This is a genomic window from Marinimicrobium locisalis (assembly GCF_039822625.1).
GTDB classification, from domain to species: Bacteria; Pseudomonadota; Gammaproteobacteria; order Pseudomonadales; family Cellvibrionaceae; genus Marinimicrobium; species Marinimicrobium locisalis.
The window spans coordinates 20,766-47,027 of the sequence record NZ_JBDLLG010000015.1; the positions used below are offsets into that span (position 1 = coordinate 20,766).

The following is a 26,262-nucleotide window of genomic DNA, read 5'->3' on the forward strand; positions in this document are numbered from 1 at the left end:
GTTTGTAAAGATTGACAAGTTAAAACCTTAAAGTTAGCCTAACCATAAGTGCTGGATCCAAATAAGGGACAAGAAGTCGGTACTTTCTAATGCCATCTGACTAATACCAACTGAATACTAATATCAACAGACAAGGAGCGATTCTGTGCGCCCATTTTATTACACCCTTCTGTTTTTCTGTTTCTTCTCCCTAAGCACCCACGCCGAGCGCCTGCCCCTGGAAGCCTTTGGCAGCCTTCCCGATGTGCAACACATGAAGCTCTCTCCCGACGGGCGCCACTTGGCGTCTACCGTGCGGGTGGAAACGGAAGAAATGAGCGGGCGAAGCGTTAACATTGTGGACCTGGAGACGGGCGAAAGAACCTTCCCCCTTAGCGCAAAAAACGAAAAGTACGCCATTACCTGGCTGCACTGGGCGAGCAACGAGCACCTATTGGTGGGCGCCATGTACCCCGAGGTGCGCTACCGCCCCCAGGCGGGCTTCAGGTCCAGCAGCCGGGAAACCACGTTGATGACCATCAACGTCAAAACCGGCAAGGTGCAGCCGGCATTGTCGGGGCGTTTCCTGAGTCAGTTCGATGTCCCGCCCTTTCGCAAAGATCACGTGATCGACATGCTCCACAATGACGAAGACCACATCCTCATGCAAATGACCGGTCATGTTTCCGGCATCAGGGGCACCCGTCGTTCAATCGACCCACTGATCTACAAAGTCAACCTCGACGACCGCAAAGTCACCCGGTTTCATCCCCCAGAGAACAATGTCTACAGCTGGATGACCGACCAGCAACAGCGCGTGCGTCTGTCGCAAACCTATGATGAAACCCAAGTCGGTGTGCGCGTGCGCGATACCGAAGAGGATGATTGGCGCACCTTGTGGGAGTACCAGGTATTCTCCGAGGAAACCGTTTCCCCGCTCGGTTTCGGCCAAGACCCGAACATTCTATACATTTCCGCTTACCATGAGGGGTTGCGTGCCGTTTTCAAAGTGGACCTCGACGAAGAGCCCTTAACCCGTGAACTGGTCTACGCGGACCCTGAAAGCGATGTAAACGGCAGACTGCTTTACTCCCCAAAAACCGGTGAGGTTATCGGCATTTCTCACACCCATGGCCAAGGCTTCACTTTCTGGAAAGACGAGTACACTCAATTTCAAGCTGCCATCAACAAGGTGCTGCCCGATACCAAGAACTACATTATCAACTTTAGTGATGACGAGCAGAAGTACCTGGTGCTGGCCTCCAGCGATACGGATTCGGGCACCTACTTCCTGGGCGACCGGGAGGCCGGCTCACTGGATGCGATCGCTTACCGCTACCAGCAGCTTCCCCCCGAGAAAATGCAGCCCCAAAAGCCCTACCATTACAAAGCGCGCGACGGGCTGGAAATTGAAGCGTTTCTGACACTACCCGAGGGCTATACCGACAAGCCCGTTCCCACGGTGGTGTTCCCCCACGGCGGGCCTATCTCTCAGACCACCCACGGATTCAATTACTGGACACAGTTAATGGCCAACCGCGGCTACGCCGTCTTGCAAATGAACTTTCGCGGCTCTTCCGGCAAAGGCGCCGCTTTTATGCAGGCCGGTTTAAAAAACTGGGGTAAGGAAATGCAGGATGACGTGCAGGACGGGGCGTTGAAAATGATTAAGGACGGCATCGCCGACCCGGAAAAAATCTGTATCGTCGGCGGCAGTTACGGCGGTTATGCCGCCCTGATGGGTGTGGCCAAAACACCGGACTTTTACCGCTGCGCCTTTAGCTTCGCGGGCGTGAGCGACGTTTTGGCTTTAACGCAGCGGTACAGCAACCGTTACTCTAAAACCGATGTCGTGGACTTGCAGATCGGCGACGACCGCAAGCAGCTCAAAGCCGTATCGCCGGTGAATCTGGCTTCAGACATTAAAGTGCCCGTGATGCTGGTGCACGGCACGCAGGACGAACAAGTGCGGGTAAGCCACAGCCAGGACATGGCCAAAGCCCTTGAGGACGCGGACGGCTCGTTTGAGTATATTGAACTGGAAGGAGCCAACCACTACTTGACCCAAAACGAGGACCGGCTGGCGACGCTCCGCGCGCTGGAGCGGTTTTTGAAACAACACCTGGGAGAGAGCCCGGCGCTGGCTAAGCAATAACCACGCTGCCCTGAGCGGGGGGCGCTCGCCGCCACCCCGCCAGAGCCGAGCTTAGTGACAAATAGGAGGGCTAGCGACAGCGACGCACTTCGGTACGCTCGTGTACTTCGAGCTCTTTATCCACGGCGGGAAGCGCCACCACCTCGTAGGGAGAGGTAATCGCCAGAGTGACCGGGCAGGTCGGCCCGGGGGAAGTCAGGAGCACTTTCACATGAAGCGCCTCGTCAGACTCCCAGGCTTTGGTCACTTCGATCGAGTAACCCCCGGAGTTGCGCTGCCCCATAAAAGCACCGAGCACCATCTGCTCCGAGAGGTCCACATCAAAGCTGGTGCCCACCAGTTTTTCCAGCTCCTCCACTTCGGCCTCGGTACGGGCCGGAACATACCGCTTCTCCGTCACATACTGGTTGTAGAAGCCAGAGGTTAAGGTCTCCACGGACAGCTTGCCGCAGCTGCCGCCAGCCCAAGCACTGCTAAAAGAAAGACTCAGCAACAGACTACACCCAATCACCGATAATCGAGTCATAACAACCTCCGTTTACGTAGGGAATCAATGGTTTGGCGCCCAGCTCTACTCACAGGTTGTTAGGCGGGCCATCAGAGTGTAGAAGAGATTATTGCGCTCGCAAGGGAGTTTAAAATGACAGGCGTCACACTCTAAACAGATGGTGGCGCCGCGTTTCACGAAACGGTGGGGTTACCGACTATTCGCTCCACTTTAGGCGCTTAACATAAAGGTCACGGGGCCGTCATTTTGCAGATTGACCTGCATATCGGCGGCGAAAATTCCGGTAGCCACGGGGTCATGTTTTTCCCGAGCGTGCGCCACGAAGCGGTTGTAGAGCTCCTCCGCCAACGCGGGTGACCCGGCACTGGAAAAACTCGGTCGCAGGCCTTTGCGGGTATCCGCCGCCAAGGTGAACTGGGAAACAATGAGCAAGCCACCCCCGGTCTGCTGTAGGTTGAGGTTCATTTTCCCCGCCTCATCAGCAAAGACCCGATACCCCAGAAGCTTTTTCAGCAAGGCATCGGCCTTGGCTGGAGTGTCGTCCTTCTCCACCCCGAGCAACACCAGCAGGCCGGAACCAATGGCCCCCACCTCCCGTTCATCCACCACGACGCTAGCTTGGGTAACGCGCTGAATCAATCCCAACATGCCGCGCGCCTAGGCCAGGTTGTCTTCTTCGTGCAGAATCTCGCGGGCCAGCGCGTCGGTGGCTCGGATCAGCGCATCCACCGTGCCGGGCTCCGAGGCGGAGTGCCCGGCCTCCCGAACAATCTGCAGCTCCGCCTCGGGCCACGCTTTTTGCAGGGCGAAGGCATTATCCAGCGGGCAGACCATATCGTAGCGCCCGTGCACAATAGTGCCCGGAATTCCCGACAAGCGGTGGGCGTCGCGTACGATCTGGTCCGGTTCCAGAAACGCTTGGTTAATAAAATAGTGCGCCTCGATGCAGGCCAACGACAGCGCCCGATGGGGTTTGGAGAAGGATTCCACCACCTCGTGACTGGGGCGCAGAGTGGCGCACCGGCCCTCCCACATGGACCAGGCTTTGGCGGCGGACATTTTCAGCAGGTCATTATCCCCGGTCAAAATCTCGTGGTAGGCACTGAGCAAATCATCCCGCCGGGAAGAGTCGATGGGGTGCAGGAAATCTTGCCAGTAATCGGGGAACACATGGGCCGCGCCGCCCTGGTAAAACCATTCCAAATCCTGCGGACGAACCAGAAAAATCCCCCGCAAAATCATCCCCAACACCCGCTCCGGGTGGGTCTCGGCATAGACCAAACTTAGGGTCGAGCCCCAGGAGCCCCCGAACAGGGCCCACTTTTCCACCCCCAGGTACTGGCGAATCACTTCCATATCCTCCACCAGAGCCTGGGTGTGGTTTTGCTCCAAACTGGCGTGAGGGGTCGAGCGGCCACAACCACGCTGGTCAAACAAAATGATGCGGTAAGAGTCGGGATCAAAATACCGCCGGTCATACTTGCCGCACCCAGCTCCGGGGCCGCCATGGACGAACAAAATGGGAATACCGTCGGGGCTGCCCGATTCATCCACGTAGAGCTCATGGCCGCCCCCAACGGGCACTTGGTGGCGCTGAAACGGTTTAATTTCCGGATAGTAAATGTGCATAATCGCCTTTTGCTGCTGTGGCACCGCCGTACATCGTGCAGTTAATGGTCAGCGGACAATAAACGGTCGCGAACCGGCCCCGAATTCTCGCCCGCCGAATCTTCGTTATAACCTAGTGTAGTGGAGTTACCGCCGCAACGCATCCAATCGCATATGGCGACTTCCCGGGAGCGTGAACCATGCCCCTAATAACCTTCAAATAACCTAATTTTTAGAGGCTGGGCTCCACGTTTGCTATGCTTTCTAACACACCATAAGCAGGGTCAAAACCCTCTTACCGCCACGGGGGTGAGGCGCGTCTGCGTCCCCGCTCGGCAGACCCAAGGCGGCTAATCCCTCTTTTCCACTGGGGGCAAGCATGCTTTAATGGTCCTCACGAATATAAGACAAGCCCGGCACCCTTCGGGCTCCAACTATCAGAAAAAGGCCGTTGTTATGACTTCTATTTCCCGCCGTAACTTCCTACTGGGCAGCGCCTCACTGGCCGCCCTGGCTAACATCAAGGCCTGCGCCATCCAAACCGCCGCCAAGCGCACGGGTCTGGCCCAGCAATACCAAGATGACTTCCTGGTGGGCACGGCCATCAGCAATGCCACGCTGGAGAACGACAACCAGCACCTAAAAGCCCTGATCAAGCGCGAGTTCAACGCCATTACCGCGGAAAACTGCATGAAGTCCGGCCTGGTTCAACCCCAGCAGGGCGAGTGGGACTGGGAGCTGGCGGACCGCTTCGTCAACTTCGGGGTGGAGAACGACATGACCATTGTCGGCCACGCCCTGGTCTGGCATTCCCAAACCCCCAAGGACTTCTTTACTTACCCCGACGGCAGCCCTATCGACCGCGCCGAGCTGATTGAGCGCATGGACACCCACATCCGCACTCTGATGAGCCGCTACCAGGGCAAGATCAAAATCTGGGACGTGGTCAACGAAGCCATTGATGAAGACAAGGGCTGGCGGCAAAGCGCGTGGTACAAAACCATGGGCAACGCCGACTACATCGAACGGGCTTTCCGCCTGGCTCATGAAATGGAGCCGGACGCTCAGCTTCTGTATAACGACTACAACATGCACAATCCCGGCAAGCGGAAATTTCTCGTCGAGGTGCTTCGCGACTATAAAGAGCGCGGCGTACCCATCCACGGCGTGGGCTTGCAAAGCCACGTGGGGCTCGACTATCCCGACCTGGACGAGTTCGAGGCCAGCATCGAAGCCTACGCCGCCGAAGGCATGCGCATTCACTGCACCGAGCTGGAAGTGGACGTGCTGCCGGTGGCCTGGGAGCACACCGGCGCGGAAATTTCCGACAGTTTCGAGTACTCGGACGAGCTCAACCCCTATCCCGGTGGCTTGCCGGGGGACGTCCAGGAGCAGCTCACCGAGCGGTATGTGGAGATGTTCAAACTATTCCTTAAACATCGGGACAAGATTGACCGCATCACCCTGTGGGGTACCCACGACGGCGAATCCTGGAAAAACAATTTCCCGGTCGGCGGCCGCACCAACTACCCCTTGCTGTTCGACCGAGAGCTACAGCCCAAGCCCGCCTACTTCGCGGTTTCCGATTTAAAGCGCTAAGGCCCGCCGGGGGCCAACGGCCCCCGCTTAACTTTTCTTCACACAGGGTGTGCTAGGCTTACGCCACAATCCCACGACCGCTTTAGCACCACGCGCCCGTCCCGGTGGTTCCGCGCCGGGCAGGTGACGTATACCGGTCATGACTTCACGCTAACGAAGGAGATCCTCAATGGCTTCGCTGCTTAAACGGTTTGCTCCCCTCCTGGCCTCGGCCGCTCTGGGCCTAACGGCCAGCGCCTGCCTCGCGGACGAGTCCGTGACCTCGGTGGAAACAGAAAAGGCCGACCTTAAAGTCACCACCGTGACCGACGGGCTAAAAAACCCTTGGGGCCTCGACTTTCTCCCCAACGGCGACATGCTGGTCACCGAGCGCGCCGGCCAAATGCGGGTGGTTACCCCGGAAGGCGAAAAAGGGCCCGCCCTAAAAGGCCTGCCGGAGATTATCAGCCGCGGCCAAGGTGGGCTGCTGGACGTTAAGCTGGACCCGAACTTTTCCGAGAACCGCTGGGTGTATTTTGCCTTTTCCGAGCCCGGCAAGGGCGGGAAAACCAGTACCGCCGTCGCCCGCGGCAAGCTGCTGGCGGATGCCATGGAGCAGTTGTCAGAGGTGGAGGTTATTTTCAGCCAGAAGCCGAAGGTAAAGAGTAACGGCCACTTCGGGTCACGGCTGGTATTTAGGGACGATGGCACCCTGTTTATTACCATGGGTGATCGCCAGCAGGACTTTGATGATAACTACCCGCAAAAGCTCGACAGCCATATCGGTACCGTGGCCCGTATCCATCCCGATGGCAGCGTGCCGGAAGACAACCCGTTCGTGGATACCAAAGGGGCCCTGCCGGAAATATGGTCCTATGGCCACCGCAACATTCAGGGTGCCGACCTGCACCCCCAAACCCGCGAACTATGGACCGGCGAACACGGCCCCCAGGGGGGCGATGAGATCAACATTACCCTCGCCGGTAAAAACTACGGCTGGCCCGTCATCACCTACGGGGAGCAGTACGGCGGCGGAGAGATCGGCATCGGGACTCACAAGGAAGGCATGGAACAACCCATCCACTATTGGGTCCCCTCCATTGCCAACGCCGGCATGACATTTTATACCGGCGACCAGTTTCCCCAGTGGAAAGGCAACTTGTTGGTCACGGCCTTGAAGTTTGAGCTGGTGGCCCGGCTGGAGCTGGATGGCGACAAGGTCACCCATGAGGAGCGAATGTTCGATGAGACTATCGGCAAACGCCTTCGCGATATCGTTCAGGGGCCGGATGGCAATCTCTATCTGCTCACCGACGACAGCAACGGTGCCATCCTCAAGGTGGAGCCGGCCGAGGAGACGACCGAGTAGAACCGGCAATGGCGATGCGGGCGGGTCTGCTCCCGCCTCCATCCCTTGCCCACGAAACTCAATACCACAGCGAGCCGTCAGGGGTCATTGTCCGCCTCCTCAGGCAGTCGACACAGATACTTACCTCGGCCGTACAACCGCTCGAACCGACGTTCGGCCCACCGTTGATACAGTTTGTCCACCATCGGCGCCACGGGCCGCCAGCGCAACAGCCTCAGCCAGCGGCCAAAACGAGTATGACGCCACGCCTCAACACTGGCCTCCACACCCTTGAGCCAGGTGCCATCGGGCAGCCTCAAGTGCAGCTGGCGAAGCATGGCCTCCCGCTGGCTGGCGGGCCGCTGCCACTGACGGTGGATATCCAGCAACCGCAAACCCTCGTTCTTGTAGAGAGCCAACAGTTTCATTTCTTTCCGGCACAGGGGGCAGAGCCCGTCGTAATACAGCGTGGTCATCGCCGGCTGTCGAGTCAGTTCCACAACGGGTTGCTCCCCGAGGCCATTCGCAGTCTTGGGTTCAAACACGGTTACACCTCTTTCGCTACCGAATACAATACGCTGCGGAGAAAGGGCTGGATCAAGGCATCCACCCGGTGGATTTATCCGTACTGAGTGGGTATGTTGAAAGACCAGCGACGTCAATGAATCAGGAGACCCCATGAGCCAGGGCTATAGAGCCGTCAACGACCGCGTAGAGGAGCGATTCCACAACCCCACGGAAGAGACCCGCGCGGTGCAACGCAAAACCGGTGTGCTGCTGACCAACCTGGGCACACCGGATGCTCCGACCCCACCCGCCCTGCGTCGCTATTTGGCAGAGTTTCTCTCCGACCCCCGAGTGATCGAAGTTCCGCGCTTGCTATGGAAGCTTATCCTGCATGGGGTTATTTTGCGGGTTCGGCCCAAAAAGTCGGCCGAAGCCTACGCGTCGGTGTGGACCGACGACGGCTCGCCCTTGATGGTGATCAGTAAGCGTCAACGCGAGGCGGTGCAGCAAGCCCTGGGGAATGAGGTGGTCGTAAAACTGGCCATGCGCTACGGCAGCCCGTCCATCGCCGAGGTGATGCGCGAGTTTCAGGAGCTGGGCACGCGGCGCATTGTAGTGCTGCCCCTCTACCCGCAGTACGCCGCCCCCACTACCGCCTCTACCTTCGATGCCCTGGCCGACGAGCTGAAAACCTGGCGCTGGGTGCCATCACTTAGCTTTATCAACGGCTACGTGGACAACCCACTGTACATCAGCGCCCTGGCCCAAAGTGTGCAGGATCATATCAACCAGCATGGCATGCCGGAGAAGTTTTTGTTCTCCTACCACGGCACCCCGAAACGTTACCTCGACAACGGGGACCCGTACCACTGCCTCTGCCACAAAACCACACGGCTGGTGCGAGAGAAGCTGGGGCTGGAGGAGTCCCAGTGTATGACGACTTTTCAGTCCCGCTTCGGTCGGGAGGAATGGCTCAAGCCCTACACCGATGAAACCCTCAAGCAACTGCCCAAGGACGGAGTCAAACACATCGCCATTCTCTCGCCCGCCTTTAGCGCGGATTGTCTGGAGACATTGGAAGAGCTGGAGGTGGAGAACCGGGATTACTTTATGGAGGCCGGTGGGGAGCACTATCACTATATTCCCGCTTTGAATGACCGGGATGATCATATTGCGGCGATTGTGGATGTGCTTCGCCGGGAGTTGTAATCACGGCCCCAAGAAACAGCCAACGGCGACGGAGACCACCGGGATAAAACCCGAAACAATTCTCACTTTTGGCAGTCAAAGTGTCCGCTCAGTCGGCAAGCGTGATAGGCTTTCGCCTGAGCTTTCGGTGCGGCAGCGCACCACCACGATTTGACTGTCACGCTTTGCAAGGAGTTACTGATGGACACCGTTTTTTCACCCCGTCGCACTGTCTTTGTTTCACTGTTCGCATTGCTTCTCTGCGTGGTGGCCCCGCTCCATGCGCAGGCGGGCATCGTCAGCACCGAGGAGGTGGTCTCTGAACAAACGCTGGCCGCCGAACGTGAACAGCTGCTCGAAACGCTGGACCGGAAAGAGGTGCGAGCTCAACTGGAACACTACGGAGTGGATGCCGAGCAGGCCCAAGAACGAGTCGCCGCCATGACCGATGCGGAAGTGCTGGAGCTGCAGACCGGCCTGGACCAAGCCATTGCCGGGGGTGACGGCGGCGTAACGACTCTGCTGCTGGTTCTGATTATTATCATTCTTCTGACCTAATGCCCGCTCGGAGTTGCCGCTGGCTTTGGCTGCTGGCGCTGACGGTGCTACTGGGCACCGGTTGCGCCACAGCGCCGCTCCAGTACCCCGAGCTGGAGCCCCCCAAGGACGGCGAAGCTCGCCAAGTGGTCCTCTCCGACACGCCCTTCTACCCTCAAACCGCCTACCAGTGCGGTCCTGCGGCGTTAGCCACCGTGCTGCAAACCAGCGGCGTGGCCCAGGCCACGCCCGACAGGTTGGCTGAACAAATTTACCTCCCCGGTCGACGGGGTAGCTTGCAAACCGAGTTAGTGGCCGCCACGCGCCGCGCCGGTCGAGTCCCCTATGTGCTCGAACCCCGAATGGAGCACTTGTTTCGCGAGCTTCGGGCTGGCAACCCGGTGCTGGTACTGCAAAACCTAAAACTGCCGCGCTGGCCCCAATGGCATTACGCAGTGGTCATTGGTTTCGATACCCATAACAAAAACATTTTTCTGCGTTCGGGCAAAGAGCAGCGGCAGACACTCTCCTGGCACCGGTTTGAGCGCACTTGGCAAATGGGCGACTACTGGGCCCTAGTGGTAACGCCCCCGGGGGAAACCCCCGCTACCGCCACGGCCCCCCGCTACCTGCAAGCCGTCGTCCCCCTGGAGCAACAAGAGCGCTGGCACCCCGCCGCCAAGGGGTATAGGACCGCCGCGAAACGCTGGCCCGACAACCCCGCCAGCTACTTGGGGCTGGGCAATATCGCCTTCCAAACTGAAGATTACATTGAGGCCGCGGCCCAGTTTCGCCAAGCGGTGAAGGTGGCTCCCCAACTACCCGCCGCCCACTACAACCTCGCCTGGGCGCTGCTACACCTCGGTGAAATTGAACAGGCCCGGCGAGCCAGTGCCGAGGCCCAGGCCCTGGCCCCGGAGCACCCCCGCTTCGGTCAAGCGGTTAAGACTCTCGAAGCGGCCGCATCGGATTTGTAGCACCGCAGAATCGGCCCCTGGGTTTAAGCGTGCTGCTATAATGCCCGGCCGTTAACCGATGCCTATTTTTAATTATGTCTCGCGCCCGATTCGAAAAATTCAAACAAGTGCTTCGTCAGCGTCAGCACGACATGACCCTGCTGACCGACGAAGTACACAAAGCGCAAAATATCTCCGCCATGTTGCGCACCGCCGACGCCGTGGGCATGCCCGAAATCCACATGGTCCAGCCTCATCGCGGTCGGCTCGTCTACCACCACACCGCCGGCGGCAGCGGCCGGTTCACCGGTACAGCCGTACACCCCGATATCCAGACCGGCATGAACGTATTGCGCCAGCGCGGTTTGAAACTTGTGGCCGCCCACTGGTCCGAGCGGGCCGTTCACTACCGCGACGTGGATTACACCCAGCCGTTTGCGCTAATCATGGGGGCCGAGAAAGAAGGGCTGAGTGACTACGCCGCCGAGCACGCCGACGCTCATGTCACCATTCCGATTATTGGTATGGTGGAGAGCTACAACGTCAGTGTGGCGGCGGCGATTATTCTGCAGGAAGCGTTGCATCAACGGCAGCAGAATGGCCAGTATGACCGGGAAATCGACGAGAACGACCCCGAGATCAGAGAGATCCTGTTCCGCTGGATGCACCCCCAAATGGTGCGCTACTGCGAGAAACACAAACTACCGTTTCCGGATATGGACGACGATGGCGATATGATTCCGCCCGCCGACCCACGCTATCGCAGCCCCAAGTAGGGAACGCTTAACCCCTCCGCATTCACAACACCGTGCGAAGCATCTCCAGCGACAAGCCCACCAATAGCACTGCGAACAAGCGCTTGAGCCACGCCACCGGAAGGCGGTGCGCCAAGCGTGCCCCCACCGGCGCGGTGAAGTAACTCGTACTGGCAATCGCCAACACCGCCGGCCAGTAGACATAACCGAGCGTATAGCCGGGCAGGCCGGGCGCGCCCCAACCGTTAACCACGTAGCCCACTGCCCCGGCCAGAGCGATGGGCAGCCCCACCGCCGCCGAGGTACCGATGGCGACGGGGAGGCGCACGTTACACCAGGTCAGAAACGGCACGGTGAGCGTGCCGCCCCCAATGGCCACCAAAGCAGAGACGCCGCCGATACCCGTGCCGGTGGCGATCAGTGCGGGGGTGCTCGGCAATTGCCGGGAGGGTTTGGGTTTTCGGTTCAGGATCATTTGCAGAGCGACGTAGGCCATAAAGACTGAGAAGAAGATGGCCAGGGGTTCGGAGGATAGGGAGGAGGCCAGGAAGGTCGCCGCAAAGGTGCCGAGGAGGACGCCGGGGGCGAGCCGTGCCACCACGGGCCAGAGTACGGCTTTGTGGCCGTGGTGGGCCCGCAAGCTGGCGATGGCGGTGGGTACGATGGCTGCCATGGAGGTGCCCAGGGCGAGGTGGACGAGGTGGTTGTCGGGGAAGGTGTTGGCGGCGAACAGTAGGGTCAGCACCGGCACCATGAGCCCGCCCCCACCGATGCCGAATAGGCCAGCGACCAGGCCGGTCACGGCGCCCAGTAAAACAAATGCCGATAGCCACCACAGGTCCATTCGTCTATTGCTCCGGTAGGGTTCATATACGGTTGACCACGAAAGATGGCCTCTGTGCGGGAACTATATCGGGTGTAGGGGGAGATTCAAAGGTGGGCGCTGGGTGTTCGTTCTTTGGAAGGTCCGGCCGGGAGTGAATGTATCCATGGGAGACCCGCCGTAAATACATCCCTGTAGGCTTCTCATCGGCATCCATGCCTCGGCTTTGGCATCCTGCGTCGCCGCCCTAACACCTACATCCATGTAGGCGTCAGAGAGTCTCCCATGGCTATACCCCACTCCCGCCCTAAGTGCCAGCGAAGCGCCTTTTGTATCTATGAACGTAGGGTGCGGTAAGCGAAGCGCACCCACCATGGCGGCGGATGACGATGCGGGAAATTCACGGGTATTTTTGGTAGGTGGCGGCTAGCGCCTTACCGTACCCTACGAAAGAGGGACAGTTGATTCGCTGGCACGTAGACGTGAGCAGGGCTTACCGGTTGGGGACTCTCTGAGGCATGGATGCCGATGAGAAGCCCCCAGGGACGGGTTCACGACGGGTCCCCAACCGGTAAGCCCTGCTCGCGCCGAACTTAAACCAGCAACGGACCTTACTTTTTAGCCCGCTTACGCTCGTTTTCGGTTAGGTGCTTTTTGCGCAGGCGGATGCTCTGGGGGGTGACTTCCACCAGCTCATCATCCTCAATAAACTCCAGCGCCTGCTCCAGCGTGTGACGAACGGGTGGAGACAGATTCAAATTCTCATCCGTACCCGAAGCCCGCACGTTCGTCAGCTGCTTCGCCTTGGTCGGGTTTACCACCAAGTCATTATTGCGCGAATGCAAACCCACGATCTGGCCTTCATAGACCTCAACACCCGAATCGACAAACAGACGGCCACGGTCCTGCAACGGGAACAAGCCATAAGCCAAGGTCTTCCCCTTGACCATCGACACCAGCACACCATTCTGGCGCTTGTGATCCTCGCCAGCCTTCACCGGACCGTAGTGATCAAAAACACTCGTCATGATGCCCGAACCGGACGTGAGCGTCAGAAACTGCCCCCGGAAACCGATCAGACCGCGCGAAGGCACCATGAACTCCAACTTCACCCGACCCTTGCCGTCCGGCTCCATATTCGTCATTTCCGCCTTGCGCAGACCCAACTCTTCCATCACCGAGCCCTGGTGCTGCTCTTCCACATCAATCACCACCTGCTCGTACGGCTCTTCAATCTTGCCGTCCACTTCGCGCTGGATGACCTCCGGGCGGGAGACGCCCAGCTCAAAGCCCTCGCGACGCATGTTCTCAATCAAAACCGACAAGTGCAGCTCGCCGCGACCGGAGACCACGAACTTGTCCGGGCTGTCGCCCTGGCGCACCCGCAGGGCCACGTTGTGAATCAGCTCCTGGTCCAGGCGCTCGCGGATGTTGCGCGAGGTGACGTACTTGCCTTCCTTACCGGCGAAGGGCGAATCATTGACCTGGAAGGTCATGCTCACGGTGGGCTCGTCCACGCTCAGCGCGGGCAGCGGGTCAACATTTTCCGGGCTGCACAGGGTGTCGGAGATATCCAGGCCGTCGATACCGGTAATACAAACAATGTCGCCGGCGGTGGCACGATTGGTGTCCACCCGGTCCAGGCCGTGATAACCCATCACCTGTAGGACTTTAGCCTTGCGGGTTTTCCCGTCGGGCCGAGCCACTATGACTTGCTGGTTGGGGGAAAGGCTACCGCGAGTGATGCGGCCGATACCGATCACCCCCACATAGCTGTTGAAGTCCAGAGCGGAAACCTGCATCTGGAAGTCGCCCTCGATGTCCACATCCGGCGCCTTAACGTTATCCACGATCATCTGGAACAGCGGGGTCATGTCCTCCGCCAGATCGTCCGCCTCCATCCCGGAAACCCCATTCAGGGCCGAGGCGTAAATTATCGGGAAGTCGAGCTGCTCGTCGGTGGCACCCAGGGTGTCAAACAGGTCAAACACCTGGTCCACCACCCAGTCCGGACGGGCACCGGGGCGGTCAACCTTATTGATCACCACAATCGGGTGCAGGCCTTTCTCGAAAGCCTTGCTGGTCACAAAGCGGGTCTGGGGCATGGGGCCGTCCACGGCATCCACCAGCAGCAGCACCGAGTCCACCATGGACAGGACCCGCTCTACTTCACCACCGAAGTCGGCGTGTCCGGGGGTGTCCACGATGTTGATGCGGTATTCCCCCCACTTGATCGCGGTATTTTTTGCCAAAATGGTAATGCCGCGCTCTTTCTCCTGGTCGTTGGAGTCCATAACGCGCTCGGCACCCTCACTGCGTCGGTCCAAAGTGCCGGATTGGGACAGCAGTTTGTCGACCAGCGTGGTCTTGCCGTGGTCGACGTGGGCGATAATAGCGATGTTACGCAAATTCTGAATAGCGGATTGGTCTGTCATGAAAACTCTCAGGGGGGAGGACTCTGGAAAAAGGCGGGCATTATACCCGCCTAAGGGCTACACAGAAATGATAAATGCGGGAAATAACCGCAAAACCGCAAATAAAGTGCAAAAAAACGCAACGAAATGCCCAGGGTTGGCTTTTCAGGTGGTAACGCCCCACTTTCGAGCATTCGCCTGGCCGGTATTACAACCCGAACATGCCCTTTTCCTCCTCTCCCGGGGCGATGAATTGACCCCCATCCTTGGCATATTGAAAGAGCTTGATCTCGGGCGCGTCAGTGGCGGTGAAGCAGTTAATGAAGGTATCGCGAGCCACGCGCTCTCGAGCCTCGCTGGGGTAGATATCCGCCTCCATAAATACCTTGAACAGGCCCTCGGCTTTATCAAACCGGCTGGAGAAGCGGTCCACCCGCAGGTGGGTCAATCGTTCTCCGAACACCTCCCGAGCGTGCTTGGTACAGGCCATTTCGGCATCAGTCAGGGTGATGTGCTTGTAGCGCGCCTCCCGCGGCGGGCCGTCGTCGCCCCAGAACCCCTTGGGCGTACCCGTAAGGTACAAGGTGGAGCCGACCGACAACAGCACCACCAATAAAGAGATACCAACCAGCCCCCATTTCTGGCCAGAGGAGGGTTCGCGGGACATGACCTTCTCCTTCACATCGGCATCAAGCCGGTCGGTAGACACCAACATTACGGTACCCGGCATCGCTCAGGTGAGCCGCGTGCAGCTGGCTCATCACACCCTTTTCGCAGTACAGCAAATAGCGCCGGGAGTCATCAAGGCTCGGGTACTGGGCATTCAACCGGAAAAAGGGTATTTGTAGCAGACTTTCCTCAGGCAACGCCAGCGGCTTGAGCGCGATTTCGTCCGGGTGGCGGATATCAATCACCACCGCGCCTTCCCCTACCTCGGCTTCTATCGGCACCTCTGGCTCTTCCTCGCCGGCATCCACCAGCTGGTGGATGGGCGTCACTTGTCGTTCGGCGATCGCCTGCTCAAGGACGCTCGAATCAAACCGTTCCTCTTCGGCTTCCACCCGGTACAGCCTGGCGGCCGTAGTGGGCTTGACCGAAATCACCCCACAGTACTCGGGGACATTGGCGGAGTAGGTTTCAGTGCCAATTTGGCGGGAAAGCTGGATGATGTCCCGCTTGTCCATGGTCACCAGCGGCCGAAGCACCAGGGTGTCCGTGGCCCGGTCGATGGCACTGAGGTTGGGAATGGTCTGACTGGAGACCTGAGCCACGCTCTCCCCGGTCACCAGCGCGTGCAGGTTGAGCTCCTCGGCCACACGGCTCGCCGCTCTCAGCATCATCCGCTTGAGGATTACCCCCATGTAGGCGTTGTTCACCTTCTCCAGAATCTCGGCCACCACGCCCTCGAAGGGCACCGTCACGAACTGGACGTTATGGGAGGCCCCGTACTTTTGCCATAGGTAGTAGGACACCTCTTTCACCGCCATCTCATGGGCGCGCCCACCCAGACTGAAGAAGCAGAAATGAGTGCGCATGCCCCGCTTCATGGTCAGGTAACTTGCCACAATGGAGTCAAAGCCACCGGAAACCAGCGAGAGCACCGCATCGCTCTGGGCGCCCAGGGGGTAACCTCCCAGCCCTCGTTCCTGGTGAGTCACCACGTACAGCCACTTGCGCTTGACCTCCAGCTTCACGGTAATATCCGGTGTGTGCAGGTTCACGCCGGCCGCCTCGGTTTGCTTTAGCAGGCCACCACCGACATAGCGCTCCACTTCCGTGGAGCTGAAGTCGTGATTGCCGCTTCGCTTGACCCGAACACAGAACGTCTTGCCGGCCAGCGCCTCGGCCCAGTGCGCCCTGGCCTTGGCCAATATGTCATCGAGATCGCCCAGCGGGTAGGCCTGAACCAGCGCATAGGCGTCGATGCCGGGGGTTCGTGCCAGCACGTCCGCCACCTGCCGGCTCAGCGCCTCATCGCCCGGAGGAGCCTGCACTTCGACCTTTTCCCAGTCGCGCTTGACGTGAATCTCGTCGGAGAGGGGTTGCAGAAGCCGACGCAGATTATCGCGCAACTGCTTGATAAAGCGTTTGCGCACCGGCGGGCTTTTGATGATGATTTCGGGAAAGACCTTGACGATAAAATGCATGAGCGCCTACTGTTAACGGGTTCGGCTTGCGAGAAAAGGCGCGCAGTATAAAACAAGCGGCGGTCGCAAACAAAAACAGGGATGCACCAAATCAGTGCAAACCCCACTTTACATGCACCACTTTAGAGCGAGGACATGGCCAACTTGGTGCACCTCCCTCACCTTGGCGCCCTTTAGAGCAGCGGCTGGCGGCTTCTGCACAAAATGGCATACATCTTGCCCTCTTTTTGCACACAAACGCTGGCGACACGCGCATAAGCCGATGCCGATGTAGCCGACGGCGTTAAAACAAGGTTTAATGCACCGGTTTTCTTATCCGTAGCCCTCGGGCTATTACCAATTGGAGGCATTCAATGTCTAAAAAAACACTGGACCTGATCAAAGAGCACGAAGCACGCTGGGTCGACATGCGCTTCACCGACACTCGCGGTAAAGAGCAGCACGTTACCATCCCGGCTCACGACCTGGACGAAGACTTCTTTGAAGAAGGCAAGATGTTTGACGGCTCATCCATCAATGGCTGGAAAGGCATCAACGATTCCGACATGATTTTGATGCCGGATGACGAAACCGCGATTATGGACCCGTTCTCCGACAGCCCCACCGTGATCATTCGCTGTAACATCGTCGAGCCCACCACCATGCAGGGCTACGACCGCGACCCGCGCTCCATCGGGCTGCGCGCCGAAGAATATCTGAAGTCCACCGGTCTGGGCGACACCGCGCTGTTTGGCCCGGAGCCCGAGTTCTTCGTTTTTGACAGCGTACAGTGGAACGCCACCATGGGCGGCGCCTTCTACAAGATCAACTCCGAAGAAGCGGCCTGGTCTTCCAGCGAGAGCTACGAAGGCAGCAACACCGGTCACCGTCCGGGCGTGAAGGGCGGCTACTTCCCGGTACCTCCGGTCGACTCCCTGAACGACCTGCGCGGCGCCATGTGCGACGCCATGGAAGCCATGGGCCTGACCATTGAAGTTCACCACCACGAAGTGGCCACGGCCGGCCAGTGTGAAATCGGCGTCGGCGCCAACACCCTGGTGAAGAAAGCGGACGAAGTTCAGATTCTGAAGTACTGTGTTCACAACGTGGCTCACGCCTTCGGCCAAACCGCCACTTTCATGCCCAAGCCGCTCATCGGGGACAACGGTTCCGGCATGCACGTACACCAGTCTTTCTCCAAAGACGGCAAGAACCAGTTCGCCGGTGACGGTTATGCCGGCATGAGCGAAACCGCTCTGTACTACATCGGCGGCATCATCAAGCACGCCCGTGCCCTGAACGCCTTCTGCAACTCCTCCACCAACTCTTACAAGCGTTTGGTGCCGGGTTTTGAAGCGCCGGTCATGCTGGCTTACTCGGCCCGCAACCGCTCCGCCTCTATCCGTATTCCGTACGTGAACAGCGATAAGGCCCGTCGTATCGAGACTCGCTTCCCCGATCCGACCGCCAACCCCTACCTGTCGTTTGCCGCCCTGCTGATGGCCGGCCTGGACGGTGTACAGAACAAGATTCACCCCGGCGACCCCGCCGATAAGAACCTGTACGACCTGCCGCCGGAAGAAGGCAAGGCGATCCCGACCGTGGCTTCCAGCCTGGAGCAGGCTCTGGACGCCCTGGACGAAGACCGCGACTTCTTGAAAGCCGGTGGTGTGTTCACTGACGATGTGATCGACGCCTTCATCGAGTTGAAGCGCGAAGAGATCGAGCGTCTGAACATGACCCCGCACCCGGTCGAGTTTGAGCTGTACTATAGTTGTTAACATCGCCGCGGGCGCTAGTTGCTAAAAACCGCCGCAGGCGCTAGCGGCTAAAGGCCGCTGTACCGTAGTCGCTAGCGTTATGAACGCGGTAGGCACTTTAAGCGCTAGAGGTGGCCGGTCTTGACCGGCCACCGACCAAAAGCCCGCTCGGGGAACCGAGCGGGCTTTTGTTTTATCCAATGTAGGGATTACACTTTGGGTGAACCCTTTTGAGAAGCGACTATGAACCCTATTGCTATCGGTACCCTGCTGTTGTCGCTTGCCTCACCAGCGCTGGGGCAGGCCATCTACAAGAGCGTGGATGAAGAGGGCAACGTATCCTACTCGGACCAGCCCCCCGAAGACGCTCGCTCGGAGGAGGCCGAAACCCTGCCACCGGTGAATACCCTCCCCGAACAGCGCCCCAGCAATCGCACCGCCAACCAGAGGCGCGCTAGCGGGCAAGAGGATAGGGAGACCATCGAGTACTCGCTGAGCCTGGCCAGTCCGGCCCCGGAAGCCAGCGTCCCACCCGGTCAGCGGGACCTTCCCATTGTGCTCAATGCCAGCCCGGGCCTCGCGGCAGGCCACGCCTTTGCGTTCTATATGGACGGTGAACTGCTGGCAGAAACCCAATCCAACGAATACGTGGTGGAGGAGATATTTCGCGGAGCCCACCAAATTCGCGCAGAAATTGTCGATCAGAATGGCGATGTGCTGCGGGAAACCGAAACCATCACCATTTATGTGCACCGCCCTTCCATCCTGAATTGACCGGCGGCAAATCCCACCATGGCGCACCGATAGAAGGCGCCGGACGCGGCGGATGACGCCATAAGCACCATTTTGGTGCGTTGCCGGACTATCTCCCCTACACTCCCCTCTGAAAGCGCCCAATAATGGGCGTTCCGCGCCTTCTCTAGTTGGATTGCTTTTTGCATAAACCAAACCTGTAAGGGCGTATTTCAAGGCAGTGCACCATGGCGGATCGCTGCCCCCCTTCATTCACGTTGAATTGGGAGCCCCACTGAGTGAACAACGGAGAACTCCACAAACCGCTGCTCGACAGCCTGAGCACCGCCATCATACTGGTGGACAGTGAACTGCGGTTGCGGCACATGAACCCCGCTGCCGAGGCGCTGTTGGCGGTCAGTTCCGAGCGCACCATGGGAGAGCCCTTCACGCAGTTTTTCTATGAATCCACCGATACGCCCGAGCAACTACGGACCGCCGCCGAGCAGGCCAACCATTACACCAAGCGCCACGCCGAGTGGCAGCTATTGACCGGGGGGCAGATTACGGTGGACTACACCGTCACCCCCTTTGGGGACGAGGGCGGTCTGGTCATTGAAATCCAACCCATCGACCGCCTGCTTAAAATCAGCCGCGAGGAAATGCTGACCTCCTCCCAGGAAACCACCCGCAACCTGGTCCGCGGCATGGCTCACGAAATTAAAAACCCCCTCGGTGGCATTCGGGGTGCCGCCCAGTTGCTGGCGCGGGAGCTCCCGGGCAGCGACCTGCAAGAGTACACCGGGGTGATCATTGACGAGGCGGACCGCCTGCGCAATCTGGTCGATCGGATGCTGGGGCCCAACCAGCTGCCCCAGCGCCAAGCATTGAATATTCACGAAGTGCTGGAACGCGTCGCGACCATTATTAAGGCGGAAAGCCGCGGCAGCATTCGAATATGCCGGGACTACGACCCAAGCATTCCGGACCTGGAGGCCGACAAGGAGCAACTGATTCAGGCGTTCCTGAACATCGCCCGCAATGCCATGCAGGCGCTCCTGGAGCACAACACCGCCGATCCGGAGCTTCGTCTGATCACGCGGATTCAACGCCGCTACACCATCGGGCGGCGACATCACCCTTTGGTGTGCCGAATCGACATCATCGACAACGGCCCGGGCATTCCCGAGGACATTGTCCAAAATATTTTCTACCCCATGATTTCCGGTCGAGCCGATGGCACTGGCCTCGGTCTGACCATCTCCCAGCACCTGATCCATCAACATCAGGGGCTGATCGAATGCGACAGTGAGTCGGGGCAAACCCGCTTTTCACTTTATCTACCAATGGAAGCACAACATGCACAAGCCTAACCGAGTCTGGATAATCGACGACGACCGATCCATCCGTTGGGTGCTTGAGAAAGCCTTGCAAGGGGCCGGTATCGAAGCCCGCACGTTTGAGTCCGGCGACAGTGCCGTCAGCCAACTCGGGCGCGAAACCCCGGATGCCATTATCAGCGATATTCGGATGCCCGGTATCGACGGACTGGCTCTGCTTAAAGACCTGCACGCGCAGTACCCGGACATTCCCATTATCATCATGACCGCCCACTCCGATCTCGACAGCGCCGTGGCCGCTTACCAGGGCGGGGCCTTTGAGTATCTACCCAAACCCTTCGACGTAGATGAGGCCGTCGCGGTCACACAGCGGGCCCTGGCTCACGCCCAGGAACAAAGAAGCGAGGGCGATGCCGCGGAAAAGGTAGAGGTCAACACCGAAATTATTGGTGAAGCCCCGGCGATGCAGGAGGTTTTCCGGGCCATTGGCCGACTCTCGCAATCCAACATCACGGTACTGATTAACGGCCAGTCCGGTACCGGTAAGGAACTGGTGGCCCATGCCCTGCACCGGCACAGCCCCCGGCGGGAGGAGCCTTTTATCGCCCTGAACATGGCCGCCATTCCGAAAGATTTAATGGAGTCCGAGCTGTTCGGGCACGAAAAGGGGGCCTTTACCGGAGCGGCCGCCCAGCGTCACGGCCGGTTTGAACAAGCCAATGGCGGCACTCTGTTCCTGGATGAAATCGGGGACATGCCCGCCGAAACCCAAACCCGGCTGCTGCGGGTGCTGGCGGACGGAGAATTCTACCGGGTCGGCGGCCACACCCCCGTTAAGGTAGACGTGCGTATTATCGCCGCCACCCATCAAAACCTGGAATCCCTAGTGACCGACGGCCGTTTCCGTGAAGACTTATTTCACCGACTGAACGTGATCCGAATTCACATCCCGAAACTGGCGGACCGCCGTGAAGATATTCCCAAACTGGCGAAATTTTTTCTGCAAAAAGCGGCGGGCGAACTCGATGTAGACACCAAGATCCTGCTGCCGGAAACCGAAGAGTTTTTCTGCTCGATGTCCTGGCCCGGCAATGTTCGCCAGTTGGAAAACACCTGCCGCTGGATTACCGTTATGGCCTCTGGAAGGGAGGTTCACATTGAAGATTTACCGCCGGAGCTGCTCAGCGACAAAGAAGACCGCGCTCCGGCCGATGACTGGGAAAAAGCCCTGCGCCACTGGGCGGACCAGGCGCTCGCCCGAGGCCACCACCAGTTGCTGAGCGAAGCGGTGCCCACCTTCGAACGCGCACTCATCGAAACCGCCTTGAAATACACCGCCGGTCGCAAACGCGATGCGGCCAACCTACTCGGCTGGGGGCGCAACACCTTAACGCGCAAACTCAAAGAGCTCGACATGAACGGTGTCGAAGAGGCGGAGTAATGCGCCTAGATATTATCGTACAACTGTAAACGGTACTCATCCAAGCCACCGATTTCGTGCCAAACCATGGTAACGGTTACGCTTAAAACAGCCATTGCAAGGACGCTGGCCTGTGCTAAGATTTCTTTCCCTAACAACAAAAACTCTCCCTTCAAAAAACGATCACCTCATCGGCAATGTGATTCAAACCCAACCAAAGCGGGTTCAATACCAGCGATCAGGGCTGCTTAAGAATGCCTCAAGGCGCATAAAGACGCCGCGACATTCTGTCATACCAATGCGTTTAGAAACGCACCAAAGAACCGAGCCCGATTAAAGAAATGAGAGACGAGAGACCACGGCCCCTATCCGGCCGTTTATCAACCAAAGGAATAAACCATGCCACACAACGCATTCTATGCTCAGTCCGGCGGCGTCACCGCCGTGATCAACGCCTCGGCGGCCGGTGTGATTGCCGAAGCCAACGCCCACCCCAAAACCATCGGCAGGCTCTATGCCGGACGCGACGGCATTCTGGGGGCCCTCACCGAAGAGCTGATTGATATCAGCGCAGAGTCGCCAGAGAACCTCAAGGCCTTGCGGTACACGCCTGCCGGCGCGTTTGGGTCCTGCCGTTACAAACTTAAATCCCTGAAGGAGCACCGCCGGCAGTACGAGCGACTTGTCGAAGTATTCAGGGCTCATGACATTCGTTACTTTTTTTACAACGGTGGGGGCGACTCCCAGGACACCGCACACAAAGTCTCCCAACTGTCCGCAGAGCTGGGCTTTCCCATCACCTGCATCGGTGTACCCAAAACCATGGACAACGACCTCCCGGTCACCGACTGCTGCCCCGGTTTTGGCTCCGTGGCCAAGTACACCGCCGTCTCCATGCTGGAGGCCTCCTTCGATGTGGCCTCAATGCATCGGACTTCCACCAAGGTGTTTGTCATGGAGGTGATGGGGCGGCACGCCGGTTGGGTGGCGGCTTCGGCGGGCCTCGCTCGCGATGAGCGTGGGCTCGGGCCTGACATTATTCTCTTTCCCGAAATCCCTCTGGACGAAACCCGCTTTCTGGCCGAAGTCGAGCACACCGTTAAGGAGCGAGGTTTCTGTATGATTGCCGTTTCCGAAGGGGCCAAGGATGCGGAGGGCAAGTTTCTCTCCGTTACAGGAAGCACCGACGCGTTCGGTCATGCCCAATTGGGCGGCGTAGCCCCCATCATCGCCCGCAAAATTAGAGAATACAGGGGCTATAAGTGCCACTGGGCGGTATGTGATTACCTGCAGCGCTCGGCCCGTCATATCGCCTCGAAAACCGATGTTGACCAAGCCTTCGAACTCGGCCGGGCGGCCGTTCGCCTGGCCGTAAACGGGGAAAATGCGGTAATGCCGGTGATCGTACGCGAATCCGATAACCCTTACCGCTGGCACATAGGCCGGACGCCGCTCGCCCAGGTTGCCAACATTGAGCGTACCCTGCCTCGACACTACATCAGTGACAACGGTTTTGAAATTACCGACAGCGCGCGCCGCTACCTGTTGCCCCTAATCAAGGGGGAGGCGTATCCCCCCTACCGCGATGGCCTTCCAGAATACCGATTGCTGGAGAAGGCCATCATTCCCAAAAAGTGTCCTGAGTTCAACCACCTGTAATTTCCAGCCATGCTGGCCGCATTCAGTTTTAAACGGGGTGGGTGAGAGCATCCCAACCGAAGGCGGCCAACACGATAGACGCATTTCAATGCGCATCATCAACCAACCGAGAGACCAGAAGTATGAAAGATATCGCCCAACTGCTCGGTGAGGAAGCGGACAGTCTGCTAACTCATCGTTGCGAAAAAATAACCACCGAACAACTCACGCTACCCGGAGCCGACTACGTCAGCACCACCCTGGGCCAAACCGATCGTCCCATCCCGGTCCTGCGAAGTTATCAACAGCTACTCAATCATGGCCGCCTTGGACACACTGGCTACCTGTCCATTCTGCCAGTGGATCAAGGCATCGAGCATTCAGCGGGAGCGTCATTTGCCCACAATCCCGCTTACTTCGACCCCGAAAACATTGTCCAGCTCGCAATGGAGGGCGGCTGCAATGCCATTGTGTCGACCATGGGGGCCTTAAGCTCAATCGCCCGACAGTACGCCCACAGGATTCCGTTCGTGGTAAAGCTCAATCACAACGACGCGCTGGTCTTCCCTTCCCGCCACGACCAAACATTGTTCGGGCAGGTTAAACAGGCTCACGACATGGGCGCCGTCGCCATTGGCGCTACCATCTATTTCGGCTCGGAGGAATCGCGCCGCCAACTGCGGGAAATCAGCGTCGCCTTTGAGCAAGCTCACGAGCTGGGGATGACCACCATCTTGTGGACCTACTTGCGCAACAGTGACTTCAAACAGGAGGGGGTGGATTACCACACCGCTGCGGACCTAACTGGCCAGGCGAACCATTTGGGCGTGACGATCAAGGCAGACATTATCAAACAAAAGGTGGCGGAAAATAACGGCGGCTTTAACGCTATCAAGGTGGGCAAGACTCACTCAAAAGTCTACAGTGACCTTTGCAGCGCCCACCCTATTGACCTAGTGCGCTACCAAGTCGCCAACTGTTACATGGGCCGCATCGGTTTAATCAACTCGGGAGGCCCCTCCAACGGCTCGGATGACCTTTCGCAAGCGGTGCGAGCCGCGGTGATTAACAAGCGCGCCGGGGGCATGGGGTTAATATCCGGGCGCAAAGCCTTCCAGCGACCGATGAAGGAGGGAGTTGAGCTGCTGCATGCCGTTCAGGATGTGTACTTGAACCGGGATATCACCATCGCCTAGCGGGTCTCTAAAAGCAGCCGGCTAGTGGGCCGGGCTTACTCAGGCCCGGCCTTCTAAGGAGAGCGCCTTGCGGTTGTCGTTGGCCGGAACGAGCGACAGGTTCGCTCCGGCCATGCCCGCTACGCCCCAAAGTGCTCCCGAATTGTGGCCAGCACGCCCTTCTCATAAAAGGCTTCAAGCCAGGCAACAGTGGACTCGACAAAGCGAGGCTCAGAGAAGAGATCATAGCCAAACACTTCTTTGATACCGACCACTGCCTTGACCATGGCCGCGGGATTGCCCTTAGCAGAGTCGCAGGCTTCGCGCAGGGTTTGTGCCAGGGGGTCCGATACATCAATCGGCTGGCCCTTTTCATCCACGCCAGAAACATAACGAATCCACGCCGCAACGCCTAAAGTAATAATATCAATGTGCCCGGGGCCATCCAGCTGTTCACGCAAGGTATGCAACAGCCGCTGAGGCAGCTTCTGAGAACCGTCCATGGCAATCTGCCACGTGCGATGTTTTAGCGACTTGTTGCGAAAGCGGTCGCGCAGCTGCTCTTTATAGAACTCGATATCAAAGCCTTCTGGAGCCGCAACGGTTTCCCCCGCTTCCCTGGCGTGGTAGGTTTCCACCATCTTAACGAACGCCGGCTCGGCCATCACTTCGCTCACGTACTCGAAGCCCGCCAGGTAACCCGCATAAGCAATGGTGGAGTGCGCTCCGTTGAGAAGGCGAAGTTTGATTTTCTCAAACACTTCCACCTCATCCACCAACTGGGCTCCCACCTCTTCCCACTGGGGCCGGCCGTTGGCAAACTTGTCTTCGATCACCCATTGGGTAAACGGCTCGGTGAGCACCGTGCCCTCGTCCCTCACGCCCAGAACGCTCTCCACATGAGCGCGATCTTCATCGGTGGTCGCCGGCACAATGCGATCGATCATGGTGCAGGGAAAGGTCGTGTTGGTTTTCACCCACTGGGCAAAGTCGGGGGCGACCTTTTCGGCAAACTGGTGCAGCGCTTTCTCCAGTACCTGGCCGTTATTCGGCAGGTTGTCACAGCTTAACGCCGTGAAGCTGGGCACACCGGCGTCCATTCTCGCCTTCAAGGCGGCCGCCAAGTAGCCAATGGCGGACTTGGGCGCGTGCAGGTTCTCCAAGTCGTGGCGGATGTCCGGGTTGTCCAGGTTCAAATCCCCCGTCGCCGGGTCATGGCAGTAGCCCTTTTCGGTCACGGTCAGGGAGACTATCTTGATGTCCGGATCGGCCATGGTCGCTACCAACGCGGCCGGGTCTTCGGGCCCGACCATTACATTGCGCACGGCCCCAATAACCTGAAATTTTTCGCTGTCACTGGAGCGCTCCACCAGAGTGTAGAGGCCGTCCTGGGGAGCCAACTGATCGCGCACGCCGGCAGAACGCAGGCTACAGCCGACAATACCCCAATCCCCACCGAACTGATTGAGCACGGCCTCGGTATAGAAGGCTTGGTGGGCGCGATGGAAGGCACCAATACCCAGGTGCACAATGCCAGCTTTCAAGGTCGACCGATCGTAACGCGGCGTTTGCACCTTGCTCGGCAGCTGACTCAGGGTTTCATTGCTTAAACGTTTCATAACATCACTCTTTTTTTCTCGGTTGATACTCACAGGTTTCACGCCCACCACCGGTCGACTTGCCGGCTTTGGACGGCGGACTCTCAATTGGCAATC

At 58.6% G+C, this 26,262-nt stretch carries 22 protein-coding genes; 13 read left to right on the forward strand and 9 right to left on the reverse strand.

Annotation, left to right across the window (positions count from 1 at the left end; translation table 11 throughout):
• Positions 1–145: 145 nt before the first annotated feature.
• Positions 146–2,134, forward strand: a complete 1,989-nt coding sequence (locus tag AAE514_RS10805) for an alpha/beta hydrolase family protein (protein WP_347331552.1) — start codon at positions 146–148, stop codon at positions 2,132–2,134.
• A 70-nt stretch (positions 2,135–2,204) separates the two neighbouring features.
• On the opposite strand, the gene AAE514_RS10810 is transcribed toward AAE514_RS10805, so the two are convergent.
• From AAE514_RS10810 to pip, 3 genes are all read right to left on the reverse strand, one after another.
• Entirely contained in the window at positions 2,205–2,660 is a 456-nt protein-coding gene (locus tag AAE514_RS10810) for a protease complex subunit PrcB family protein (protein WP_347331553.1), read from the reverse strand.
• A 192-nt stretch (positions 2,661–2,852) separates the two neighbouring features.
• Entirely contained in the window at positions 2,853–3,290 is a 438-nt protein-coding gene (dtd, locus tag AAE514_RS10815; RefSeq protein WP_347331554.1) for a D-aminoacyl-tRNA deacylase, read from the reverse strand.
• A gap of 9 nt (positions 3,291–3,299) precedes the next feature.
• Positions 3,300–4,271 (reverse strand): prolyl aminopeptidase, encoded by a 972-nt coding sequence (gene pip, locus AAE514_RS10820; RefSeq protein ID WP_347331555.1) that lies wholly within the window; start codon positions 4,269–4,271, stop codon positions 3,300–3,302.
• A 435-nt stretch (positions 4,272–4,706) separates the two neighbouring features.
• Here pip and AAE514_RS10825 point away from each other — a divergent pair, with 435 nt between their 5' ends.
• On the forward strand, positions 4,707–5,849 hold the full coding sequence (locus AAE514_RS10825; RefSeq protein ID WP_347331556.1) for an endo-1,4-beta-xylanase: 1,143 nt from the start codon (positions 4,707–4,709) through the stop codon (positions 5,847–5,849).
• A 169-nt stretch (positions 5,850–6,018) separates the two neighbouring features.
• Positions 6,019–7,197, forward strand: coding sequence for a PQQ-dependent sugar dehydrogenase (locus AAE514_RS10830; RefSeq protein ID WP_347331557.1), 1,179 nt, complete (start codon positions 6,019–6,021; stop codon positions 7,195–7,197).
• A 77-nt stretch (positions 7,198–7,274) separates the two neighbouring features.
• On the opposite strand, the gene AAE514_RS10835 is transcribed toward AAE514_RS10830, so the two are convergent.
• The gene (locus tag AAE514_RS10835; protein WP_347331558.1) at positions 7,275–7,721 is read right to left on the reverse strand and encodes a thiol-disulfide oxidoreductase DCC family protein; all 447 of its coding nucleotides are present in this window, start codon (positions 7,719–7,721) and stop codon (positions 7,275–7,277) included.
• A 133-nt stretch (positions 7,722–7,854) separates the two neighbouring features.
• Here AAE514_RS10835 and hemH point away from each other — a divergent pair, with 133 nt between their 5' ends.
• From hemH to AAE514_RS10855, 4 genes are all read left to right on the forward strand, one after another.
• Positions 7,855–8,892: a ferrochelatase gene (hemH, locus tag AAE514_RS10840; RefSeq protein WP_347331559.1), complete on the forward strand. Its 1,038-nt coding sequence runs from the start codon at positions 7,855–7,857 to the stop codon at positions 8,890–8,892.
• 180 nt (positions 8,893–9,072) lie between these two features.
• Positions 9,073–9,429: a PA2779 family protein gene (locus AAE514_RS10845; protein ID WP_347331560.1), complete on the forward strand. Its 357-nt coding sequence runs from the start codon at positions 9,073–9,075 to the stop codon at positions 9,427–9,429.
• On the forward strand, positions 9,429–10,385 hold the full coding sequence (locus tag AAE514_RS10850) for a PA2778 family cysteine peptidase (protein ID WP_347331561.1): 957 nt from the start codon (positions 9,429–9,431) through the stop codon (positions 10,383–10,385). The genes AAE514_RS10845 and AAE514_RS10850 overlap by 1 nt, the downstream gene beginning before the upstream one ends.
• Before the next feature lie 74 nt (positions 10,386–10,459).
• Positions 10,460–11,140 (forward strand): TrmH family RNA methyltransferase, encoded by a 681-nt coding sequence (locus AAE514_RS10855; protein ID WP_347331562.1) that lies wholly within the window; start codon positions 10,460–10,462, stop codon positions 11,138–11,140.
• A 22-nt stretch (positions 11,141–11,162) separates the two neighbouring features.
• Here the strand turns inward: AAE514_RS10855 and AAE514_RS10860 are convergent, their stop codons facing one another.
• The 4 genes from AAE514_RS10860 to thiI form a co-directional block, all read right to left on the reverse strand.
• The gene (locus tag AAE514_RS10860; protein ID WP_347331563.1) at positions 11,163–11,963 is read right to left on the reverse strand and encodes a sulfite exporter TauE/SafE family protein; all 801 of its coding nucleotides are present in this window, start codon (positions 11,961–11,963) and stop codon (positions 11,163–11,165) included.
• Positions 11,964–12,553: 590 nt separating this feature from the next.
• Positions 12,554–14,377 carry a translational GTPase TypA gene (gene typA, locus AAE514_RS10865; RefSeq protein WP_347331564.1) on the reverse strand — a complete coding sequence of 608 codons (1,824 nt, stop codon included), beginning with the start codon at positions 14,375–14,377 and terminating at the stop codon, positions 12,554–12,556.
• Positions 14,378–14,564: 187 nt separating this feature from the next.
• A complete protein-coding gene (locus AAE514_RS10870; RefSeq protein WP_347331565.1) occupies positions 14,565–15,071 on the reverse strand; it encodes a hypothetical protein in 507 nt (168 codons plus the stop codon).
• On the reverse strand, positions 15,046–16,503 hold the full coding sequence (gene thiI / locus AAE514_RS10875; protein ID WP_347331566.1) for a tRNA uracil 4-sulfurtransferase ThiI: 1,458 nt from the start codon (positions 16,501–16,503) through the stop codon (positions 15,046–15,048). The genes AAE514_RS10870 and thiI overlap by 26 nt, the downstream gene beginning before the upstream one ends.
• 353 nt (positions 16,504–16,856) lie before the next feature.
• On the opposite strand from thiI, the gene glnA reads away from it, so the two are divergent.
• From glnA to AAE514_RS10905, 6 genes are all read left to right on the forward strand, one after another.
• Positions 16,857–18,263, forward strand: coding sequence for a glutamate--ammonia ligase (gene glnA, locus AAE514_RS10880; protein WP_347331567.1), 1,407 nt, complete (start codon positions 16,857–16,859; stop codon positions 18,261–18,263).
• Positions 18,264–18,485: 222 nt separating this feature from the next.
• On the forward strand, positions 18,486–19,016 hold the full coding sequence (locus AAE514_RS10885) for a DUF4124 domain-containing protein (protein WP_347331568.1): 531 nt from the start codon (positions 18,486–18,488) through the stop codon (positions 19,014–19,016).
• Between the two features lie 257 nt (positions 19,017–19,273).
• Positions 19,274–20,347 carry a nitrogen regulation protein NR(II) gene (glnL, locus tag AAE514_RS10890; protein ID WP_347331569.1) on the forward strand — a complete coding sequence of 358 codons (1,074 nt, stop codon included), beginning with the start codon at positions 19,274–19,276 and terminating at the stop codon, positions 20,345–20,347.
• Complete coding sequence (glnG, locus tag AAE514_RS10895) at positions 20,334–21,755, forward strand: nitrogen regulation protein NR(I) (RefSeq protein WP_347331570.1); 1,422 nt, start codon at positions 20,334–20,336, stop codon at positions 21,753–21,755. Before glnL ends, glnG begins: the two co-directional genes overlap by 14 nt.
• A 378-nt stretch (positions 21,756–22,133) precedes the next feature.
• Positions 22,134–23,393, forward strand: coding sequence for a 6-phosphofructokinase (locus tag AAE514_RS10900; RefSeq protein WP_347331571.1), 1,260 nt, complete (start codon positions 22,134–22,136; stop codon positions 23,391–23,393).
• 122 nt (positions 23,394–23,515) lie between these two features.
• Positions 23,516–24,568 carry a class I fructose-bisphosphate aldolase gene (locus AAE514_RS10905; protein WP_347331572.1) on the forward strand — a complete coding sequence of 351 codons (1,053 nt, stop codon included), beginning with the start codon at positions 23,516–23,518 and terminating at the stop codon, positions 24,566–24,568.
• A gap of 119 nt (positions 24,569–24,687) precedes the next feature.
• Here the strand turns inward: AAE514_RS10905 and AAE514_RS10910 are convergent, their stop codons facing one another.
• Complete coding sequence (locus tag AAE514_RS10910; RefSeq protein ID WP_347331573.1) at positions 24,688–26,166, reverse strand: mannitol dehydrogenase family protein; 1,479 nt, start codon at positions 26,164–26,166, stop codon at positions 24,688–24,690.
• Between the last annotated feature and the right edge of the window lie 96 nt (positions 26,167–26,262).